The organism is Halomonas sp. A11-A (genome assembly GCF_003182195.1).
Classification (GTDB): Bacteria; Pseudomonadota; Gammaproteobacteria; order Pseudomonadales; family Halomonadaceae; genus Halomonas; species Halomonas alkalicola.
In genome coordinates, this window is the sequence record NZ_QGTM01000022.1 from 1 (window position 1) to 20,583 (window position 20,583).

Below are 20,583 nucleotides of genomic sequence, written 5' to 3' on the forward strand. Positions count from 1 at the left end.
AAATAATCGCCAACTTCGACCATGACCACTCGGATCTGGCACTACCAGGCTTGGTCTGCGAAGGTTGTTGGAGCACTATGAGAAATCCGGGCTAGGCCGACACACGACAGGCCGTGGCCTCGCCCCCGCTCCCGCTCCCGGCGGGGTCGAGGCGGGGCTCCTAGTCCTCGCGGGCGTCGAGGCTGAGCAGCCAGCTCACCAGGCGCTCGATCTCCTCCTCGGCGACGCGGCGGTTGGGGGTCATGCGCTCCTCGCCCCAGTTGCCGCTGCCGCCGTCGCGCACCGTGACCACCAGACGCGAGAGCGCCTCGTCGTCGTCCCGATAGCGCTCGGCCACGTCGCGCCAGGCCGGCCCCCGCAGGGGCTTGTCCAGGTCGTGGCAGTTGAAGCAGCCGCTCTCCCAGGCCAGGTCGATCATCGCCTCGTCATTCTTCTCGGCGAAGGCGGCCCCGGACAGCATCAGCACCGAGCAAAGCCCCACTCCCCAGCGACTATGACTGTTCATTGTGATCGTCTCCCGATCAACGCATCCACCACCCGGAACAGCGCCAGGGCGGCCACCGCCAGCGCGAAGCCGGTGGCCATCCGGTAGTCGGCGCGGGTGAGGACCCATAGGTGCACCACCCCCAGGGCCGCGGAGACATAGACCAGGCGGTGGAGCCAGTGCCAGGCAGTGTAGCCCATGGCCTTCTGCACGCGGCGGAAGGAGGTAAGGGCCAGCGGCACCAGCAGCAACAGCGCCGCGACGCCATAGCGGATGTAGGGCAGCTCTACCATCTCGCGACGGATCCAGGGCCAGTCCCAGTACTGGTCGAGGCCCATCCAGGCCAGCATGTGAGCCACCAGCCAGACGAAGGCCCACAGGCCGATCTGCCGGCGGGCGATCATGAAGCCGATCCAGCCGGTGAAGCGAAAGGCCGGGCTGAAGGCGATGGTCGCCACCAGCAGGGTCAGGCCGGTGCGGCCGGTGAAGTGGACCACCGCCTCGGCGGGCACCGCCCCCAGGTCGCCGAAGAACCACTGCCAGGCCAGCCACACCGCGGGCAAGGTACCGACGGCCAGCACCAGCAGGCGGAAGGCGAGGATTCGCTGTGACGCATCCAGCATCGGGTTTCCCTGGAGTCAGAAGTACTTGTTCAGGTCCATGCCGGCGTAGAGCTCGGCGACCTCGTCGGCGTAACCGTTGAACATCAGCGTCTCTCGGCGACCGCTCTCGCCGATGCGCCGTTCGCGGGCCTGGGACCAGCGTGGATGGTCCACCTCGGGATTCACATTGGCGTAGAAGCCGTACTCTTCCGGGTTCTGGTCGATCCAGGAGGTGGTGGGCTGCTCCTCCACCAGGCGTATCTTCACCACCGACTTGATGCTCTTGAAGCCGTACTTCCAAGGCACCACCAGCCGGATCGGCGCACCGTTCTGGTTGGGCATCACCTCGCCGTACATGCCCACCGCCATCAGCGTCAGCGGGTGCATCGCCTCGTCGATGCCCAGCGCCTCCCGGTAGGGCCACTCGATGATGGAGCGGCGCTGACCGCGCAGGTTGTCGGGGTCGAGGATCGACTCGAAGACCACGTACTTCGCCCGCGAGGTGGGCGCATGGCGCTTGAGCAGCTCGGCCAGCGGGAAGCCGATCCAGGGAATTACCATGGACCAGGCCTCCACGCAGCGCAGCCGGTAGATGCGCTCCTCCAGCTTCTGGTCGGCGAGGATATCCTCCAGGGCGAAGGTGCCGGGCTTCTCCACCTCGCCCTCGATGGTGACCGACCAGGGATCGGTGACAAGCCGGTGGGCGTAGACCTCCGGGTCGCTCTTGCGGGTGCCGAACTCGTAGAAGTTGTTGTAGGTGGTGGCGTCGCGGAACTCGGTCAGCGACTCATCGCCGGCGAGCGCCTGGCTCGGCAGCTCTCCCTCGAGGCGCGCTTCGAGTCCCTCGCGCCAGGCGTGGGCGGCAGGCGAGAACAGCAACCCCGGGGCCAGGGCGGCCGCGCCCAGGGCCGCCCCGCCCCGGAGCGTGCCCTTGAGAAAGCGGCGCCTCCGCTCGAAGAGCTCGCGGGGCGTCACCTCGGACTCGGGAATGGCGGGATAGCGATAGCGGGTCATGGCCGGTGACCTCCTCCGCAGGGTCGAGAAAGCTCACAGCTTCCCGAAAAAGCCGGGAGGCGTCCAGCCAGCAAGGTGAACCATTGTCAAAACTTGACGTGGCTCAAGGTTGGTCGTTTTCCGACGGTTTTACTGGGTTGATTAGCGAGATGCAGTAACGCACTGTGCCTACAGAAGGTTAAGCGCAAGTTAGCCAATGCGACTGACCCGGCTCATCACCACGAGGGGAACGACCATGATCAAACAACGCCTGCTGGCCTCGGCCATCGCCATGGGCTCCGCTATCGCCATCGCCGCACCGGCCATGGCCGACGACGGTCTCGGCGACTACCGCAACCGCTTCGAACCGCTGCCCCACTTCCCGCCGATTCCGGCCGCTAACTCACTGACTCCGGAGAAGGTCGAGCTCGGCAAGTTCCTGTTCTTCGAGCCGCGGATCTCCTCCAGCGGCGTGATCAGCTGTGCCACCTGCCACAACCCGGCGCTGGGCTGGGCGGACCGCATTCCCCGCGCCACCGGCCATGACGGCCAGATCGGTGAGCGCAACACCCCCACCGTGCTGAACTCCGGCTTCCTGGGCTCCCAGTTCTGGGATGGCCGCGAGCCCGATCTGGAAGGCCAGGCCCTCGGCCCCATCGAGGCCGACGTCGAGATGGCCATGGACCTGGACAGCGCCCTGGAGCGTCTGACCGAGTTTGACCTCTACCAGGAGAAGTTCGCCGAAGCCTTCCCGGGCGACGATGATCCGATCAACGCCGACAACCTGGCCCAGGCACTCGCCAGCTTCCAGCGCACCCTGAACACCCCGAACTCCCCCTTCGACCGCTACCTGCGCGGCGACATCGGCGCCCTGAACCAGCAGGAGAAGGACGGCATGGTGGCCTTCGTGGACAACGGCTGCATCGCCTGCCACAGCGGCCCGGCGCTGACCGACAGCAACTTCCACCGCATCCAGGTGCCGGGCTCTACCGACGTGGGCCGCTACGAGGTCACCGGCAACGAGGCGGACATGTACCGCTTCCGCACCCCGACCCTGCGCAATGTGGGCGTGACCTACCCCTACATGAACAACGGCGCCACCGAGACCCTGGAGGAGGCCGTGGCCATCATGGGCAGCGAGATGTTGGGTCGCGAGTTCGAGGAGCAGACCATCGCCGACATCACAGCCTTCCTGCACACCCTGACCGGCGAGATGCCCGCCCTCGAGATACCGGCCCTGCCGTAACCACAGCGCCTGACCGCAGGAGCATGACAGCACCGCCCCCCGGCTCGCCGGGGGGCGGTTCGTTGTGGGCCCCGAATGGCGTCACACGCTATCGGCGAGCCGGCGACGGAGCGCCAGACGGCGCTGGTCGCTGACGAAGGCGGCCTCGATGGCGGTGCCCGCCAGTTGGATGAAGGTGGCCTCGTCCCAGCCGAAGGCGCGCTGGCAGGCCAGGTAGTTGTCGAGCATCCCGCCGCCGAAGTAGGCCGGGTCGTCGGAGTTGAGGGTGATCCTCAAGCCTGCCTCCAGCAGCTGCGGCAGCGGATGCGCCTCGAGTCGCTCCACCACCTTGAGACGCACGTTGGAGAGCGGGCAGACGGTGAGCACCACGCCCTCGTCGCGCAGCCGCGCCACCAGCTCGGGGTCCTCCAGGCAGCGCACCCCGTGGTCGATGCGGCAGACGTCGAGCAGATCCAGTGCCTCGCGGATGTACTCGGGCGGCCCCTCCTCCCCGGCATGCGCCACTCGCGGAATCCCCAGCCGCGCCGCCCGCTCGAACACCTCGGTGAACTTCGAGGGCGGGTTGCCGCGCTCGGCGCTGTCCAGACCCACGGCATCGAGCATCTCCCAGTAAGGGGCGGCCTCTTCCAGCACCGCCATCGCCTCGCTGGCATCGCGGTCGCGCAGGAAGGCCATGATCATCGCCGTGGAGAGGCCCAGCTCCCGCTCGGCATGGCGCCGGGCCAGGGAGAGCCCTTCCATCACCACGGGCAGCTCGATGCCGCGCACCCGGTGGGCCTGGGGGTCGAAGTGCATCTCCACATGCACCACCCCCTCGGCGTGGGCGCGCCGGAAGTAGTCCATGGCCAGGTCGTGGAAGTCCTCGGCGGTGCGCAGCACGCTCATGCCCTGGTAGTAGAGGTCGAGGAAGGACTGCAGGTCGGTGAAGTCATAGGCAGCCCGGGCCTCCTCCACCGAGGCGTAGGGCAGCGCGACGCCGTTGCGCTCGGCGAGGGCGAACATCAGCTCGGGTTCCAGGGAACCTTCGATGTGCAGGTGCAGCTCGACCTTGGGCAGCCGCTTGAGGAAGTCATGCATGGCTCGTCTCGTCCGGGGGCGTTGCTCTCATCCTGATATAGACACCGACTCTGCGCAAAGCCTGAGTTTCCACGCCCGCTATCCCGCCCCAGGTACCGGTGGCGGTCTCCCCGCGCCCTCACTCGCCAGCTGCCCCTCGACCAGCGTCAGCGTCCGATCGATGCCCGGCGGCTGGAAGGGACCGCCGTCGAGCTGGTGCACCAGGTAGAGCACGCTGCGCCCGGCAAGCCAGGCGTCGAGCCGTGCCGCGAGTGCCGTGGCGGTATCGGCATCCAGGCCCGCGAAGGGTTCATCGAGAATCACCAGCGACGGGTCGCGCAGGTGTAGGCGTGCCAGCGCCAGGCGGCGCGCCTGCCCCCCCGAGAGGCGCTGGCCGCCCTCGCCCACCCGGGTGTCGAGCCCCTCGGCAAGGCCTCGGACCCAGGCCTCGAGACCCACCCAGGCCAGCGCGCGCCACAGGGCATCGTCGTCGGCCTCGGGGGCGGCCAGGCGCAGGTTGGCGGCCAGGCTGTCATCGAGCAGATCGATGCGCTGGGTCAGGGCGGCGACCCGCCGGCGCAGCGCCGCCTCTGGCCAGTCCGCGAGGACCACGCCCCCAAGCCGCAGGGCACCGGCCTGGGGTGTCAGCTGGCGCAGCAGCAGCTCCACCACGCTGGTCTTGCCAGCCCCGGACGCCCCGCACAGCGCCAGCCGCTCGCCGGGGGCCAGCGTCAGCGTCAGCGCCTGCAGGGCCGGCGCCAGGGCATCGGGATAGTGCAGGGTGACCCCCTTGAGCTCGACCGCCGGCGCCCCCTCCACAGGACGCAGGGCCGGAGCATCGACGCCGGCGGCCGGCGGCCCCAGTGCTGTCCGGGCCTCCAGCTCGTTGAGCCGCTCGGCGGCCCCCAGGGTGGCGCCCAGCCAGGTGAAGGCGGCCGGAAGCGCCGCCAGCGCCTCGCTCATGGCCAGCATGGCGAGCGGCATCATCACCATCAGCGGCCCGGAGAGCTGGCCCGCCGCCCAGGCCTGGGCGGCCAGCCACAGCGCCAGCAGCGCGGCGAGCCCCACCAGCAGGCTGGCCAGGGCGTTGCCCAGGGCCGCCAGCAACCCGAGTCGGCGCTGTCCGCGGTAGAGCCTCGCCTCGAGGGCCGCAAGGTCGTGGCGGTGGCTCGTCAGGCTGCCGTAGGCCTCGAGCTCCGCCATCCCCTGCAGCTGCTCGACCAGGCGCCCGCGCAGCGCCTCCAGCTCGCTCACCTGGGCCCGGCTCGGGGCCAGGCCCAGCCGCGCCTGGGCGAGGGTCAACCACAGCCAACCGACCAGCAGCAGGGCGCCCGAGGCCAGGCCGACCCGCGGCGCGAACACGGCCAGGAAGCCGGAGAGGCCGAGGATCGCCAGCAGCGCGACGCCGGCCGGGGCGAGCAGGCGCAGGTAGAGGCTGTCCAGGGTGTCGATGTCGGCCGTCAGGCGGTTGAGCCAGTCGCTGGCCCGGCGGCGCGCCAGGGCCTGGCCGTCGAGGCCCGCCAGGGCGCCGAACAACCGGGCGCGCAGGTCGGCCAGCAGGCGCAGCACGGTGTCGTGGTTGTAGAGCCGCTCCAGATAGCGCGCCACGGTGCGGGTCACCGCGAAGAAACGGATGCCGCCACCGGGCACGTAGACCTCGAGGGTGGCGGCCACGCCCGCCGCCAGCAGCAGGCCGGTCAGGCCGGTGGCGGTGATGAACCAGCCGGAGAGCGCCAGCAGGCCGATGGCCGAGGCCAGGGTCAGCGCCATCAGGGCGGCGCCGGCCCACAGCCGCCCGCGGCGGCGGTCGAGAAGCTTGAGCCAGGGGCGCAGGGCCGAAAGCGGTATGCCCGCGGGTCGGGGATCAGCCATGGGATACCTCCGTGACGCGGCCCGCCTCGACCGCCAGGCGCCGGCTGGCCATGGCGATCAGCGCCGGGTGGTGGGTGGCGATGACCAGGGTGCGGCCCTCCCGAGCCAGGGCCTCGAGCGCCACGATCACCCGGGCTTCGGTCTCGGTATCCAGGCTCGCCGTGGGCTCATCCAGCAGCACCAGGGGGGCACCGGAGAGGAACACCCGAGCCAGCGCCAGGCGCTGGGCCTGGCCGCCGGAGAGCCCGACACCGCGCTCGCCGATGGGAGCGTCGAGCCCCCCGGGCAACGCCTCGACGAGCTCCCCCAGCCCGGCCCTGGCCAGCGCCGACTGCATCGCCTCCCTCGAGGCCCCGGGGGCGGCGAGGTGGAGGTTATCGGCCAAACTGCCCTGAATCAGCAGGGGCCGCTGATCCATCCAGGCGAAGGGCGTGCCGGCGGCCAGGCGCCGCGCGCCGGCCTCCGGGCCGACGAACCCGGCCAGCAGCTGCAGCAGGGTCGACTTGCCGGCCCCTGAGGGGCCAGTCAGCGCCACCACCTCGCCCGCTGCCAGACGCAGGTCGACCGGGCCAAGCACCCGGCCACGGCCGGGTCGGATCACGCCTGCGCCGTCGAGCTCCAGCAGGGCGTCGGGCGATCGCGGCAAGGGCGGCGCAACGCCGCGCTGCGGGTCAGTGTCCGCCTCGAGGATCGCGAGCAGGCCATCGGCGGCCCCCAGGGCGGACGCCCGATCGTGGTAGTGCTGGGCCAGGGTGCGCAGCGGCTGGAAGAACTCCGGCGCCAGCAGCAGCACCAGCAAGCCGCTGAACAGGGTGAGTTCGGGAGAGGGCCCGTAGGTGATGTACCCGAGCAGCCCGAAGCCCACGTAGATGGCCACCACGGCGATAGCGACCGAGGCGAAGAACTCCAGCACCGCCGAGGAGAGGAAGGCGACGCGCAGGGTGCGCATGCTGCGCCGGCGGTAGTCGTCGGCGGCGGCATGGACCTCGGCGGTCGCCCCCTGCGCCCGGCCGAACAGCTGCAGGGTGGTGATGGCTCGCACCCGGTCGATGAAGTGCCCCGAGAGCCGGGCCACCGCCTCGAACTGTTCGCGATTGAGGCGCTCGGCCCCCATCCCCACCAGCGCCATGAATAGCGGGATCAGCGGGGCCGCCAGCAGCAGAAAGAGCGCCGCCAGCCAGTCCAGCGCAAGCGCCACCGCGAGCACAAGAAGCGGGCTCACCACCGAGAGCACAAGCGCCGGACGAAAGCGGGCGACATAGCCATCCAGCGCCTCGACCTGCTCCACCAGCTGGCTGGCCAGCGCCGCGGAGTGACGCCCGGCGAGCCAGCCCGGCCCGAGCCGCGCCAGGTGATCGAGCAGCTCGCCGCGCACCCGGGAGCGGATCGCGAGGCTGGCCGCCTGGCCCAGTTGCTCCTGGCCGTAGAGCGCGAGGGCCCGCAGCAGCAGCAGGCCCGCCATGGCGGCCACGGCCGGCAGCTGCGACGCCGGGGCCGCCTGCTCCACCAGCAGCTGGCTGATCACCCGCGCCAGCAGGGCCAGCTGCCCCAGGGTCGCCAGGGTCGCGATGACCCCGGCGGCCACCGCCAGGCCCAGGCGGCGCCGCTCCCGGGCGGCGAGCGCATTGAGCCAGCGGCGGACATCGCGTCCGCCGCCGTCGACCTCAGACTTGGCCATGGTTCAGTGGTAGCCCTCACCCACCTTGACCTTGCCGCGGAAGACCCAGTAGGTCCAGGCGGTATAGGCCAGCACGATGGGAATCACGAAGAGCACCCCGATCAGCAGGAAGAGCTGCGACTCCGGGGCCGAGGCCGCATCCCAGATGGTGTAGTTGGGCGGCACGATCACTGGCCACTTGCTGACGATCAGCCCCAGGTAGGTGAAGATGAAGATGCCCAGGGTGGCCAGGAAGGGCAGCGCCTCGCCGCGCTTCTGCACGCTGCGATACACCAGAAAGGCACAGGCCAAGGCCAGCGCAGGGAAGATCCAGATCAGCTGGATATTGGAGAACCAGCGTGCCCAGACGTCGGGATTGACGAAGGGGGTCCACAGGCTCACGGCCATGAACACCGCCAGCACAGCGGCCAGCAGGATCGGCGTAATGCGATAGGCCCAGTCCTGCACATGGCCTTCCGACTTGAGGATCAGCCAGGTGGCGCCAAGCAGCGCATAACCGCACATCAGGCCAAGACCGGTCATCACGGTGAAGGGCGTCAGCCAGTCCAGTGCCCCGCCGACGTAGACGAAGTCCTCCACGGCGAAGCCCTGAATGTAGGCGCCCACCACGGCGCCCTGGGCGAAGGCGGCTACCGCGGAGCCCCAGCAGAAGGCACGGTTCCACCAGCGGCGGTTCTTGCGCGACTTGAAGCGGAACTCGAAGGCCACGCCCCTGAAGATCAGGCCGGCCAGCATCAGGAAGACCCCGATATAGAGCGCCGGCAGGAACACCGAGTAGACCAGCGGGAAAGCGCCGAGCAGTCCGGCACCGCCCAGCACCAGCCAGGTCTCGTTGCCGTCCCATACCGGGGCCACGGAGTTCATCATCACATCGCGGGACTCCTCGTCCGGGGCGAAGGGATAGAGAATCCCCAGGCCCAGGTCGAAGCCGTCCATGATCACGTACATGATCACGCCGAAGCCGATGATCAGCGCCCAGATCAGCGAGAGATCAAACATTTCCATGGGTCAGCTCCTCGCCGGGTCGGCATCGTCAAAGGGAGTATGGGCAGCGGACAGAGGGCGCGCGGGCCGCTCGGTTTCGCCGGTGACTTCTTCCTGCTCCCCCTCGGGCAGCATGCCGTTACGCACCACCTTGGTGATGTAGTAGATGCCCGCCCAGAACACCACGGCGTAGACCGCCACGTAGCCAATCAGCGTGAACAGCGCCATGCCACCCGTCAGCGACGGTGTCAGCCCTTCGGCGTGGGTCATGATGCCGTAGACCAGCCAGGGCGCCCGGCCCGCCTCGGTGACGACCCAGCCAGCCAGCACGGCAACGAAGGGAGTGACGATCATGCCTACCAGGGACTTGAGGAACAGCGGGTTGCTATAGAGGGTGCCGCGCTTGCGCAGTACCGCACCGACAATGGCCACACCGATCATCAGGAAGCCCAGGCCCACCATGATACGAAATGCCCAGAAGACCAGCGCGACGGGGGGCTGCTCCTCGGGCGCCACCTCGTTGAGGCCCGGCACCACGCCGGAGGGGCTGTGCTTGAGAATGATACTGGCCATGCTGGGAATACCGATCTCGAAGCGGTTGGTCTGCGCTTCCTGATCCGGCAGGGCGAACAGCAGCAGCGGAACATTGCCGCGGGTCTCCCAGTTGCCCTCCATGGCCGCCACCTTGGTGGGCTGATGCTCCAGGGTGTTGAGACCGTGGAAGTCGCCTACCACCGCCTGAGCCGGGGCGAGTACCAGCAGCAGCCACAGGCACATGGAGAGCGCCTTGCGGTTGGCCTCCACGTCGCGACCGCGCAGCAGGAACCAGGCGCTCACGCCTGCGACCACGAAGCCGCCGGTCAGGAAGGACGCCATGCCCATGTGCATGAAGCGGTACCAGAAGGAGGGGTTGAAGATCGCCGCCATCCAGGAGGTCACATGGAAGCTGCCATCGATCAGTTCAACGCCGGCCGGAGTCTGCATCCAGCTGTTGGCGGAGAGGATCCAGAACGAGGAGATGAAGGTGCCGATCGCCACCATGATGGCGGCAAACAGATGGACACCCTGGGGCACCTTGCCGCGACCGAACAGCAGCACGCCAAGGAAGGCCGCCTCAAGGAAGAAGGCCGTCACCACCTCATAGCTGAGTATCGGCCCCAGGAAGTTCGCGGACGCCTGGGAGAAGTTGCTCCAGTTGGTCCCGAACTGGAAGGACATCACGATGCCCGACACGACCCCCATGCCGAAGACCACGGCGAAGATCCTGGTCCAGAACAGGGCCAGGCGATCCCAGGCCGGATTCTGAGTCTTGTAGAAGAGACCATTGAGTAGCGCAATATAGGACGCCAGCCCGATGGTGAACACCGGGAAGATGGCGTGGAAGGAGACCACGAAGGCGAATTGCAATCGTGATAGCAGGAGAGGATCCAGTTCCATGTCGCAAGCCTCATGACAGCGATGGACGCAGAGTCGTCTCAAGGGATGCGGATGCACGCTCCGGTGCGTATTGTGCTTCCGGCGCGCCCCTGACAGGCCCGCCGTGACGCATTCCACCTGGACACCAGTGACGACTTCAGCCTAGCAGCAGGGGTATCGCACGGCCTCAGGAGAACGCCGAAGATAACCTTTAAAACTAAGCTTATTCCGCCATTGTTATTATCCTACTATTAAGGACTCGCCACGGGGCGGAAAGTTGACGCCAGTCAGTGTGTCTTAGTGTCGCAGACGCCGCTCAGCTCCCCCCTCCGCCCAGCACCAGACGCACCAGCCAGGCCGTGTAGGTGAGGAACATGGCCAGCAGCACCCCGCCTTCCAGACGGTTGATGCGCCCCGCCCGGCCGCGCCAGCCGAGGGCGAAGACCGCCATCAGCACGGTCATGGCCGCCATCAGGCTCCAGTCGCGCAGCAGCACCTCGGCACCGACCTGGATGGGGTGGATCACCGCGGCGAGCCCCACCACCCCCAGGGTGTTGAAGAGGTTCGAGCCCACCACGTTGCCGAGCACCAGGTCGTGCTCGCGACGCCGCAGGGCGCTGATGGAGGAGGCAAGCTCGGGCAGGGAGGTGCCCACCGCTACCACGGTCAGGCCAATGATCAGGTCACTGACGCCCAGGCCCTGGGCGATGGACACCGCTCCCCACACCAGGATCCGCGAGCTGACCACCAGCAGCACCAGGCCGATGCCGGTCCAGACGAGGCCGGCGCGAAGCGACATCGGGTGTTCCGCCAGGCTCTCCTCGGTATCGGCACCCAGGGGGTCGGCGCCATCGCGGCGCGCACGGAAGATGCTGGCGCCGATGAAGAGCGCCAGCAGCGCCAGCAGAAGCGCGCCCTCCAGGCGCCCCACCACGCCGCCCCACATGAGCAGCGCCGAGAGCAGGGTCGCCGCGCCCAGAATGGGCAGCTCGCGACGCACCACGGTGGAATGCACCGCCAGGGGCGAGATCAACGCCACCAGACCGAGGATCAGGCCGATGTTGGCGATATTGGAGCCGTAGGCGTTGCCCAGCGCCAGGCCGGGATTGCCCTGGCCCGCCGCCAGCGCCGAGACCACGAGCTCGGGCGCCGAGGTGCCGAAGCCGATCACCAGCATGCCGATCAGCAGCGGCGAGACACCGAAACGGGCGGAGGATGCCGCCGCTCCGTCGACGAAGCGCTCGGCGCTCCACACCAGCAGGACCAGGCCTGCCACCACCGCTACTGCAGGAAGGATCATCGTGTTGCCTCAGCCACATTCAGGAGTGCATGTTTCTCTATGGTACGCATTGCGTCAACGTGTCACACTTTTGTCCGAGACCCATCGCCCCGGGCCGAGAGTGTAGGCCACCTACCGCCCCGGGTGAAGCCCCCGGCACCGTGCCGCCCCCAGGAGTGACCACGCCCTTGGCCCAGCGCCCCTTCCGCCTTCTGGAGCGCATGCCCTCGCTGCCCGCCGAGGCCCCGAGGGTCGATCGCATGCCGCCCGAATCCCGGGCGCGACGACGCCTGCGCGCCTGTCAGGAGTGCGACTGGGTGGTTGCCCTCCCCCCGCTGCGCGGCGGCGAGCAGGCCGACTGCCCGCGCTGCGGCCACACCCTGGTCAAGCGCCACCTGCGCCCGGCCCAGCGCAGCATGGCGCTGGCGCTCGCGTCCCTGCTGGCGCTAGCCATGGCACTCTCGTTCCCCTTCATCAGCTTCAGCGTGGGCGGCGTGGGCAACCGCATCGAGCTCTCCCAGACCGCCACCACCCTGATCGGCTTTCATCAGCCGGTAGTGGCCGGCGCGGTGATCCTCACCATCATCGTGCTGCCGGCGGTCTACCTGCTGGGGGTGATCTGGCTGCAGCTCGGTCTGCTGCGCGACGCCCCGCTGCCCGCCAGCCGCGCCATCGCCCGCTCGCTGGCCCAGCTCAACCCCTGGATGATGGCCGATGTCTTCATCATTGGTGCCCTGGTCAGTCTGATCAAGGTCGCCGGCATGGCCCAGATCGAGCTGGGGGTCTCCTTCTGGGCCTTCTGCGCCTTCGCCCTGCTGCTGCTCTTCACCACCCAGTCCATCGACGCCGACTGGATGTGGTTCTCCCTGGCCGGCGAGCCCCGGGCCCCGGAGGGCACCCGCACCGGCGAGACCGCGGCTCCCCAGGGACTGGCCGGCTGCAACACCTGCGGCCTGATCGGTCGCCTGGATGAACGAGGGCGCGGTCGCTGCCGACGCTGCGGCGACCGCCTGCGCGCCCGGCTGCCCCACAGCCTGCAGCGCACCTGGGCCCTGCTCGCCGCCGCCACGGTGATGTACATTCCCGCCAACGTCTACCCGATCATGACCACCACCAGCCTCGGCCACACGAGCCCCTCGACCATCATCGGCGGCGTGGTGGAGCTGGTCCAGTTAGGCTCCTGGCCGGTGGCCGCGGTGATCTTCATCGCCAGCGTCATCGTGCCGGTGGGTAAGCTGGTGGCGCTGGCCTGGCTCTGCCTGGTGGTGAGCCGCAGCAGCGAGCTCAATGCCGCCGTGCGTACCCGGCTCTACCGGCTCACCGAGTTCATCGGCCGCTGGTCGATGATCGATATCTTCGTGGTGGCGATCCTGGTGGCGCTGATCCGTGCCGGATCGCTGATGTCGATCACCCCGGGGCCCGCCGCCCTGGCCTTCGGTGCCGTGGTGGTGATCACCATGCTGGCGGCCATGACCTTCGACCCGCGGCTGCTCTGGGATGCCCCGCTGCCCCGCGATGACCGCCGGCGACTTCCAGAGGGCAGGCAGCCGGCGCCCCCCGTTACCCGCCAGGATTAACAAGGAAACACCGGATGAGCGATACCCCCAGCGGCGAGGCCGCGCCGGACCAGGACCTGCATCGGGCCAAGCCCTCTCCCCAGGCCCGCTTCTCACCGATCTGGATCGTGCCCATCGTGGCCATCCTGATCGGCCTGTGGCTGGTCTATGACAACTACCGCAGCCGCGGCCCTCAGGTGACCCTGGTGATGGCCAACGCCGAGGGGATCGAGGCCGGCAGCACCCTGATCAAGACCCGCAACGTCCAGGTGGGCCGCGTGGAGCGGGTGCAGCTCTCCGAGGACCTGTCGACGGCGGTGATCACCGCCCGCATGAGCCCCGACACCGACGCCATGCTGGTCGAGGACAGTCGCTTCTGGGTGGTCAAGCCCCGGGTGGGCCGCGAGGGGATCAGCGGCCTGGGCACGGTGCTCTCCGGCGCCTTCATCCAGCTCGAGCCGGGCAGCAGCGAGACCGCCTCCCGGGAGTTCCAGGTCAGCGACCAGCCGCCGGTGGCCCCGGCGGGGGCGGCCGGCCTGCGCATCAACCTGGTCAGCCAGCTCGGCAACTCGCTCCGGGTCGGGGACCCGGTCACCTACCAGGGCTATACCGTGGGCCGCGTTGAGGACGCCCTCTTCGATGCCCAGACCCGGCGCATGCAGCACCGAGTGTTTATCGAGGCGCCCTACGACACCCTGGTCACCGACAGCACCCGCTTCTGGTCGGCCAGCGGCATCGACCTGCGCCTCGACTCCGAGGGCTTCCGGGTCAACGTGGAGTCCTTCGAGACACTGCTGGGCGGCGGCGTCACCTTCGGCGTGCCCGAGGACCTGCCGCTGGGCGGCCCGGTGGAACCCGACGTCACCTTCAACCTCTACCCCGACGAGGACAGCGCCCGCCAGGGCACCTTCAACCGCTACCTGGAGTACGTGCTGCTGGTGGACGACTCGGTGCGCGGCCTCACCCGCGGTGCCCCCGTGGAGTTCCGCGGCGTGCGGGTCGGCACCGTGGCGGCGGTCCCCTGGAACTTCAACGCCCCCCAGCCCGAGGGCCGCACCGGCTTCTCCATTCCGGTGCTGATCCGCATCGAGCCGCAGCGACTGGGCATCGAGAATCAGGACGTCGTGCTCTCCGAATGGCGCGAACGCTTCGACCGCCTGTTCGGCGTGGGGCTGCGCGCCAGCCTGAAGAGCGGCAACCTGCTCACCGGGGCGCTGTTCGTCGACCTCAACTTCAACAGCGACCTGGCCGGTCAGCACGTGGCCGAGACCTTCGCCGACAAGACGGTCTTCCCCACGGTCGCCGGCGGCTTTGCGCTGATCGAGGCGCAGGTCACCGAGCTGCTGGCCAAGCTCAACGACCTGGAGGTGGAACCGCTGCTGGCCGGCCTCGACCGCAACCTGGCCGCCTCCGAGGCGATGCTGGGCGAGGTGCGCGAGCTCTCCGCCTCGCTCAACGCCCTGCTGGCGGATCCGGGCACCCGGGAGGTACCGGCCAACCTCAACGCCACCCTGGTGGAGCTGCGCGAGACCCTGCAGGGGGTGTCGCCTGGCTCCAGCGCCTATCAGGAGCTGACCGGCGCCGTGGAGCGCCTGGAGCGACTGATGCGGGACCTCCAACCGGTGGCACGCACCCTCTCCGACAACCCCCGCGCCCTGCTCTTCGACAGCCTGGAGACCGAGGACCCCATGCCTCGGGCCCCGCGGTGACAGCGATGGCGACTGACGGCGACTGTCGGCACAAGACGCCCCTCGACAAGGAGACGAGACGATGACGAGGCGATGGATGCTGGCCGCCCTGGCGGCCCTTACGGTGACGGCGGGGCTCGCCGGCTGCGCCAGCTCGAGCCCCCAGCCTGCGCGCTATACCCTGCCCGAGGCGGCAGGCTCGGCGGCCGGCGCCGAGGCGACTCACCTGCTGCTGCTGCGCCCGCCGCGTCTGGCCCACTATCTGGACGTGGACGGCCTGGTGATGCAGGTGGATGACATTACCCTGGTGGAGGCCCGCGGCCATCAGTGGGCCGAGGCCCTGGGCCGCCAGCTCGAGCGCCGCCTGCGCCTGCGCCTGGCCGCCCGGCTGCCCGATACCCGGGTGATGCTGGACGAGGCCGGCGTGCGCGAACCCGGCGCCCTCAGCCTGCGCCTGGAGCTCGACCGCTTCCAGGGTCGCCACGACGGCCTGGCGGTGATCGGCGGCCAGTGGCAGCTGCGCGACGCCGAGGGGCGCCTGCTGGCCATGGCGCCCCTGCAGGTGGAGACCGAGCTCGACGACGACGGCTACCCGGCACTGGTCCGCGCCCTGGGCCGCGGCTGGGACAGCGCGGCCGACCAGCTCGCCGAGGCGGTGCGCCGCGCACGCTGAGTGCCGCAGGCAGAGCGCCCGGCGCTGGGCTATGGTCATCTGAGGCCCTCAGGGGCATTTTTCACCGACAGGGACGACACCATGCACGACGACCTGACCCGGGAGCTCGCCGAACGCGAGTTCCGCCATGCCATCGCCCTCGAGCTGCGCGATATGGCCCGGCGCGCCCGCCGCGCCCTGCTGATCGCCCTGGCCAGCGACACCCACGGCCAGGAGGCCCTGGCGGAGCTCGGGGTCGCCGACCGGGCGCTGGCCGAGCTCGACGCCCTGGCCGCACAGCATGACTTCGTGGCGCTGCCGATGCTTGCCGACGTGCGGCGCGGGGTCGACCGCCTGGCGTGTCAGCTCTACCAGGATGGCGCCTGCGACGGCCTCGACGAGGACGCCCACGAGGCCTTCCTCAACCGCCATGCCCGCGGGCTGACCGCCCTGGACGGCATCGGCCCGGTCACGGCCCGGCGCCTGTTCGCCCACGGCATCAGCGACCTCGACCAGCTGCGCGAGCTCGGCGCCGAGGGCCTCGACGAGATCACCGGCCTCAACGCCGCCACCCTGGCCCGCATCCGCACAAGCCTCGCAGCGGACGCGGACGGGAAGTAGCTGCGCCGGCCGCTTCGATCTGGCATAATGCGGCCACGCGGCAACCATCGAGTCCCTCCTGCCGCGCCTACCCGAATTTCTCACGCCCCGGCCCGGGACTGGCCACGCGACGTTGCGTGGCGCGGCCGAGGCGTTTCTGCGGAGACCGCATGACCTTTTCCGACCTCGGCCTGCGTGCCGAACTGCTGCGTGCCGTAGAGGCACAGGGCTACACCGTTCCGACCCCGATCCAGCGCCAGGCGATTCCTGCCGTACTCGAGGGCGGCGACCTGCTGGCCAGCGCCCAGACCGGTACTGGCAAGACCGCCGGCTTCACCCTGCCGATGCTCCAGCGCCTGGCCGATGGCCCGCGCCCCGGCCGCCGCGAGGTGCGCGCCCTGGTGCTCACCCCGACCCGCGAGCTGGCCGCCCAGGTGGGCGAGAGCGTGGCCGACTACGGCCGCCACCTGACCCTCAAGAGCCACGTGATCTTCGGTGGCGTGGGCCAGCAGCCCCAGGTGGATGCCATCCGCCCCGGGCTCGATGTCCTCGTCGCCACCCCGGGTCGCCTGCTCGACCTCCAGCAGCAGAAGCACGTGGACCTCACCAAGGTGGAGATCCTGGTGCTCGATGAAGCCGACCGCATGCTCGACATGGGCTTCATCCACGACATCAAGAAGATCCTGAAAGTGCTGCCCCCGAAGCGCCAGAACCTGCTCTTCTCGGCCACCTTCTCCGACGAGATCCAGGCGCTCGCCAACAAGCTGCTGGACCGCCCGGCGATGATCGAGGTGGCGCGTCGCAACACCACCGCCGAGACCGTCGATCAGGCGATCTACCGCGTGGACCGAGAGAAGAAGCGCGAGCTGCTGGCCCACCTGATCAGCCAGCACAACTGGCACCAGGTACTGGTCTTCACCCGCACCAAGCACGGCGCCAACCGCCTGGCCGAGCAGCTCTCCAAGCAGGAGATCCCGGCCATGGCGATCCATGGCAACAAGAGCCAGTCGGCGCGCACCAAGGCGCTCTCCGCCTTCAAGAGCGGCGACCTGCAGGTGCTGGTGGCCACCGATATCGCCGCCCGCGGCCTCGACATCAGCGAGCTGCCCCACGTGGTCAACTTCGAGCTGCCCAACGTGGCCGAGGACTATGTGCACCGCATCGGCCGCACCGGGCGCGCCGGCAGCGAGGGCCAGGCGGTTTCGCTGGTCTGCGTCGACGAGCACGGCCTGCTCAAGGGCATCGAGCGCCTGATCAAGCGCGATCTCGAGAAGCGCATCGAGCCCGGCTTCGAGCCCGACCCCAACGCCAAGCCCGAGCCGATCGAGAACGGTCGCAATCGTGGCGGCGGCGGTCGCGGCCAGGGCCGCGGCAACGGTCAGGGGCGTGGCAACGGCCAGGGCCAGCGCGGCCGCGACGAGCAGTCCCAGGCGCCGCGCCGGCGTCGCGGTGGCGGCGGTGGCAGCGGTCGCCGGCAGGCCTGAGAGGGCTTGTCGGGGCTGCTGGAATAGTCGATTTGAATATGCGAGTGTAGGCTCCCTTTGGATCCCTGAAACCTGACGACCATGCTGAAGCGACTGTTGGGCAAGACGCCCATCGAGGTCTGGGTGATCAAGCAGCTCGATGCCGACCTGCTCCACCTGTGTGGCCGCGCCACCCTAGAGGCCAAACCCAGCCGCAAGGCGGTGCTGGCGACCCTCGAGGAGGGCCACTACGCCGGCGCCGTGAAGATGGCGACCGGCGGCATGGTACTCAACGCCAGGCTCTTCCAGGCACTGGTGCCCGTGGAGCAGCTCGAGCTGCTCCCGGACAGCCAGGCCCGCTGGCAGGGGCGAGACTGGGGACTGGCCCAGGTGCCCCAGCGCTGCTGGACCTACCAGGGCCCTCTCGTCGCCCAACCGGACCCCACCGGCGCCCTGATCAGCGCCGAGGACGTCTCCGGTATTCGCCAGCGGGTCGCCCAGGGGACGCACCAGCCGCCGGGCCAGGTGGTGTTCCGGCCCGAGAATGCCAACGAGGATCACCCCCTGCTGGCAGGGCGGGAGCACGACCGCAAGGATGGCATGCGCCCGAAGGCCGGGCGCGAATGGCGCCGCGACCGCGACTGATCCCTGCCCGCCCCGGAACACCGAACGCCCGACTCACGACACGGCCGCCGCAAGGCGGTCGTGTCGTTTTCGTCTAATGCCGAGCCCCCTCCCCTAGCGGCGCTGGGAAACGCCCACGCCCAGCAGGATCATCCCCAGCGCCAGCAGGTGGTTCCACTCGGGGCGCTCCCCCAGGAAGAGCAGGCCGATGGCCACCGCCCAGAGCGGGATCAGGTAGTTGATCAGCGAAAGGAAGGTGGGGCCCGCGGCCGCCACCAGGGTGAAGTAGACCACGCTGCCCAGCGCCGTGCAGAGTACGCCCAGCACCACCACGGCCCACAGCGCACCGCTGGAGAGCCCCATGGGCCAGGCGGACTCTGCAGGCAAGAGGGCCAGCGGCAGGGTGAGCAGGCAGGCCATCCCCAGCACCAGTGCCGAGGTCGACCAGGCGTCGCTGGCCGGCTTGTGGCGAGCGATGATGGTGTTGATCGCGTAGCAGCAGGCGGCCAGCAGCACCGCCAGCTGCGCCAGCAGGGTCTCGCCCTGTCCGCCCAGCTCACGCAGCGCGGCGGGCCCCACCAGCGCCAGGATGCCGGCGAAGCCGATCACGAAGCCCGTGAGCCGGGCGGAGGTCATGCGCTCCCCCGCCACCAGGCAGTGCGCCAGCACCAGGGTCATGAGCGGCATGATCGCCATCAGGATGCCGGCCAGCCCGCTGTCGATGCGCTGCTGACCCCAACTGATCAGCAGGAAGGGGGTCATGTTGCCCACCACGGCGATGGCCAGCATGAAGCCCCACAGCCGCCCGCCGCGGGGCCAGGCGCGCCCCAGCAGCAGCACCAACCCGAGCAGCACCAGGCTGGCCAGCAGGTTGCGCCCCACCACCAGCATGGCCGGGTCCAGCTCGGCCACCGCGATCCGGGTCAGGGCAAAGGAGCTGCCCCACAGCAGGGAGAGGGTGACCAGCAGTAGCCAGTGGCTCAGGGGGCGCGTCATGGCAGGGTTCCGTGTGACAGTCCGTGCGAGGTCAGGGTGGCCGGGAGGGGTAGCCGAGGGAGCGGCCTACCGACATGGGGCCATGGAGCTTACCATGCTAATCTATTTGGCCCTTCACCCGACGAGTCAACGCCGATGTCCGCGATGCCGGAGCCCACGGATCCCCATTCCCCCCGACCGAACCGCCGCCTGCTGCTGGTCTTCATCGGCCTGATGGTGCTGGTGGGGCTCAACCTGCGCCCCGCCCTCTCAAGCCTCGCCCCGGTGCTCACCCGCATCCAGCAGGATACCGGCCTCTCGCCGCTCGCCATCGGCGCGCTCACCACCCTGCCGGTGCTCTGCCTGGGGCTCTTCGCACCCCTGGCCCCCTGGCTGGCCAAGCGGCTGGGCCCGGAGCGGGCCCTGGCCGCCGGCCTCGCGCTGCTGGCCGGCGGGCTCGCGCTGCGCGGCATTCCCCTGATCGCGACCCTCTTCCTCGGCACCCTGATGGTGGGCGCCGCCATCGGCGTGGCCGGCACCCTGCTGCCCGCCCTGGTCAAGCGCGAGCTGCCCGCCGGCGCCGACCTGATGACCGGCGTCTACACCATGGCGCTGTGCCTGGGGGGCGCCCTGGGCGCGGGGCTCGCCATTCCGTTAACCGAGTGGCTGGGCGGCTGGCACCTGGGTCTGGCCAGCTGGGCGGCGCTCGCCGTTCTGGCCCTGGCGGCCTGGCTGCTGCTGGCGCCACGCCGGGATGAAACCGCCCTGCCCGGAGGCAGCGGCTCCATGCGCGCCGTGCTCGGCCAGCCCCTGGCCTGGCAGGTGATGCTCTTCATGGGGCTGCAGTCATCACTGGCCTATATCGTCTTCGGCTGGCTGCCGACCCTGCTGGTCGCCCGAGGCTACGGCGAGGCCGAGGCCGGCTGGATGATGGGCGCTTCGGTGATGGCGCAGCTACCGGCGGCCCTGGCCGCCCCCTGGCTGGCCCGACTGGGGCGCGACCAGCGCCCAGCGCTGCTCACCGTGCTGGCCCTGATTGCCGCGGGCTTCTGGCTGCTGCTGCAGGGGCCGGTGGCGCTGCGCTGGCTCGGCGTGGTGCTGCTGGGCTTCGGCCAGGGAGGCGGCTTCAGCATGGCGCTCACGCTGATCGTGCTGCGCTCAGGCAACTCCCGGCTGGCCGGCAAGCTCTCCGGCCTGGCCCAGGGCGGCGGCTATACTCTGGCCGCCCTGGGGCCGCTGGGTGTAGGGGTCATGCTGCAGCTCGATCTGGGCCTTGCCACCATCACCATCGTGCTGATGTCGGTCTGCGCCCTGGCTGGCCTGTTCGCCCTGTTCGCCGGCCGCAACCGACGCCTGGAGATCGATGCCGAGGGGCGCCTGGTCACCCGCTGACAACGCGGACCGCCAGGCTTGTC

Annotated in this window: 18 protein-coding genes; 8 read left to right on the forward strand and 10 right to left on the reverse strand. The window is 69.6% G+C overall.

Annotated elements, in window-relative coordinates; genetic code table 11:
* Window positions 1–160: 160 nt before the first annotated feature.
* From DER72_RS12650 to msrP, 3 genes are read right to left on the reverse strand one after another with little or no spacing between them, the layout of a single operon-like run.
* Entirely contained in the window at window positions 161–505 is a 345-nt protein-coding gene (locus tag DER72_RS12650; protein ID WP_169958447.1) for a c-type cytochrome, read from the reverse strand.
* The gene (locus DER72_RS12655; RefSeq protein WP_110070351.1) at window positions 502–1,107 is read right to left on the reverse strand and encodes a sulfite oxidase heme-binding subunit YedZ; all 606 of its coding nucleotides are present in this window, start codon (window positions 1,105–1,107) and stop codon (window positions 502–504) included. The genes DER72_RS12650 and DER72_RS12655 overlap by 4 nt, the downstream gene beginning before the upstream one ends.
* Window positions 1,108–1,122: 15 nt before the next feature.
* Window positions 1,123–2,100, reverse strand: coding sequence for a protein-methionine-sulfoxide reductase catalytic subunit MsrP (gene msrP, locus DER72_RS12660; RefSeq protein WP_110070352.1), 978 nt, complete (start codon window positions 2,098–2,100; stop codon window positions 1,123–1,125).
* A gap of 235 nt (window positions 2,101–2,335) precedes the next feature.
* On the opposite strand from msrP, the gene DER72_RS12665 reads away from it, so the two are divergent.
* Complete coding sequence (locus DER72_RS12665) at window positions 2,336–3,325, forward strand: cytochrome-c peroxidase (protein WP_110070353.1); 990 nt, start codon at window positions 2,336–2,338, stop codon at window positions 3,323–3,325.
* Between the two features lie 81 nt (window positions 3,326–3,406).
* Here DER72_RS12665 and DER72_RS12670 read toward each other — a convergent pair whose 3' ends face one another.
* The 6 genes from DER72_RS12670 to DER72_RS12695 form a co-directional block, all read right to left on the reverse strand.
* A complete protein-coding gene (locus DER72_RS12670) occupies window positions 3,407–4,402 on the reverse strand; it encodes an adenosine deaminase (protein WP_110070354.1) in 996 nt (331 codons plus the stop codon).
* 78 nt (window positions 4,403–4,480) lie between these two features.
* The gene (gene cydC / locus DER72_RS12675; RefSeq protein ID WP_110070355.1) at window positions 4,481–6,253 is read right to left on the reverse strand and encodes a thiol reductant ABC exporter subunit CydC; all 1,773 of its coding nucleotides are present in this window, start codon (window positions 6,251–6,253) and stop codon (window positions 4,481–4,483) included.
* Complete coding sequence (gene cydD, locus DER72_RS12680; RefSeq protein ID WP_110070356.1) at window positions 6,246–7,931, reverse strand: thiol reductant ABC exporter subunit CydD; 1,686 nt, start codon at window positions 7,929–7,931, stop codon at window positions 6,246–6,248. Before cydD ends, cydC begins: the two co-directional genes overlap by 8 nt.
* Before the next feature lie 3 nt (window positions 7,932–7,934).
* The gene (cydB, locus tag DER72_RS12685; RefSeq protein ID WP_110070357.1) at window positions 7,935–8,936 is read right to left on the reverse strand and encodes a cytochrome d ubiquinol oxidase subunit II; all 1,002 of its coding nucleotides are present in this window, start codon (window positions 8,934–8,936) and stop codon (window positions 7,935–7,937) included.
* A 3-nt stretch (window positions 8,937–8,939) separates the two neighbouring features.
* Window positions 8,940–10,352, reverse strand: a complete 1,413-nt coding sequence (locus DER72_RS12690) for a cytochrome ubiquinol oxidase subunit I (RefSeq protein ID WP_110070358.1) — start codon at window positions 10,350–10,352, stop codon at window positions 8,940–8,942.
* Window positions 10,353–10,647: 295 nt separating this feature from the next.
* Window positions 10,648–11,631 carry a calcium/sodium antiporter gene (locus DER72_RS12695; RefSeq protein WP_110070359.1) on the reverse strand — a complete coding sequence of 328 codons (984 nt, stop codon included), beginning with the start codon at window positions 11,629–11,631 and terminating at the stop codon, window positions 10,648–10,650.
* Between the two features lie 200 nt (window positions 11,632–11,831).
* On the opposite strand from DER72_RS12695, the gene DER72_RS12700 reads away from it, so the two are divergent.
* The 6 genes from DER72_RS12700 (at window position 11,832) to DER72_RS12725 (ending at window position 18,214) form a co-directional block, all read left to right on the forward strand.
* Window positions 11,832–13,187: a paraquat-inducible protein A gene (locus tag DER72_RS12700; protein ID WP_110070392.1), complete on the forward strand. Its 1,356-nt coding sequence runs from the start codon at window positions 11,832–11,834 to the stop codon at window positions 13,185–13,187.
* A 14-nt stretch (window positions 13,188–13,201) separates the two neighbouring features.
* A complete protein-coding gene (pqiB, locus tag DER72_RS12705) occupies window positions 13,202–14,875 on the forward strand; it encodes an intermembrane transport protein PqiB (RefSeq protein WP_110070360.1) in 1,674 nt (557 codons plus the stop codon).
* Window positions 14,876–14,936: 61 nt separating this feature from the next.
* On the forward strand, window positions 14,937–15,527 hold the full coding sequence (locus DER72_RS12710; protein WP_258306297.1) for a membrane integrity-associated transporter subunit PqiC: 591 nt from the start codon (window positions 14,937–14,939) through the stop codon (window positions 15,525–15,527).
* Between the two features lie 81 nt (window positions 15,528–15,608).
* Entirely contained in the window at window positions 15,609–16,127 is a 519-nt protein-coding gene (locus DER72_RS12715) for a helix-hairpin-helix domain-containing protein (RefSeq protein WP_110070362.1), read from the forward strand.
* Window positions 16,128–16,276: 149 nt separating this feature from the next.
* On the forward strand, window positions 16,277–17,590 hold the full coding sequence (locus tag DER72_RS12720) for a DEAD/DEAH box helicase (RefSeq protein WP_110070363.1): 1,314 nt from the start codon (window positions 16,277–16,279) through the stop codon (window positions 17,588–17,590).
* Window positions 17,591–17,671: 81 nt separating this feature from the next.
* On the forward strand, window positions 17,672–18,214 hold the full coding sequence (locus tag DER72_RS12725) for a hypothetical protein (protein ID WP_110070364.1): 543 nt from the start codon (window positions 17,672–17,674) through the stop codon (window positions 18,212–18,214).
* A gap of 93 nt (window positions 18,215–18,307) precedes the next feature.
* Here DER72_RS12725 and DER72_RS12730 read toward each other — a convergent pair whose 3' ends face one another.
* Window positions 18,308–19,189: a DMT family transporter gene (locus DER72_RS12730; protein ID WP_110070365.1), complete on the reverse strand. Its 882-nt coding sequence runs from the start codon at window positions 19,187–19,189 to the stop codon at window positions 18,308–18,310.
* A 144-nt stretch (window positions 19,190–19,333) separates the two neighbouring features.
* On the opposite strand from DER72_RS12730, the gene DER72_RS12735 reads away from it, so the two are divergent.
* Window positions 19,334–20,560 (forward strand): MFS transporter, encoded by a 1,227-nt coding sequence (locus DER72_RS12735; RefSeq protein WP_258306301.1) that lies wholly within the window; start codon window positions 19,334–19,336, stop codon window positions 20,558–20,560.
* Window positions 20,561–20,583: the final 23 nt, after the last annotated feature.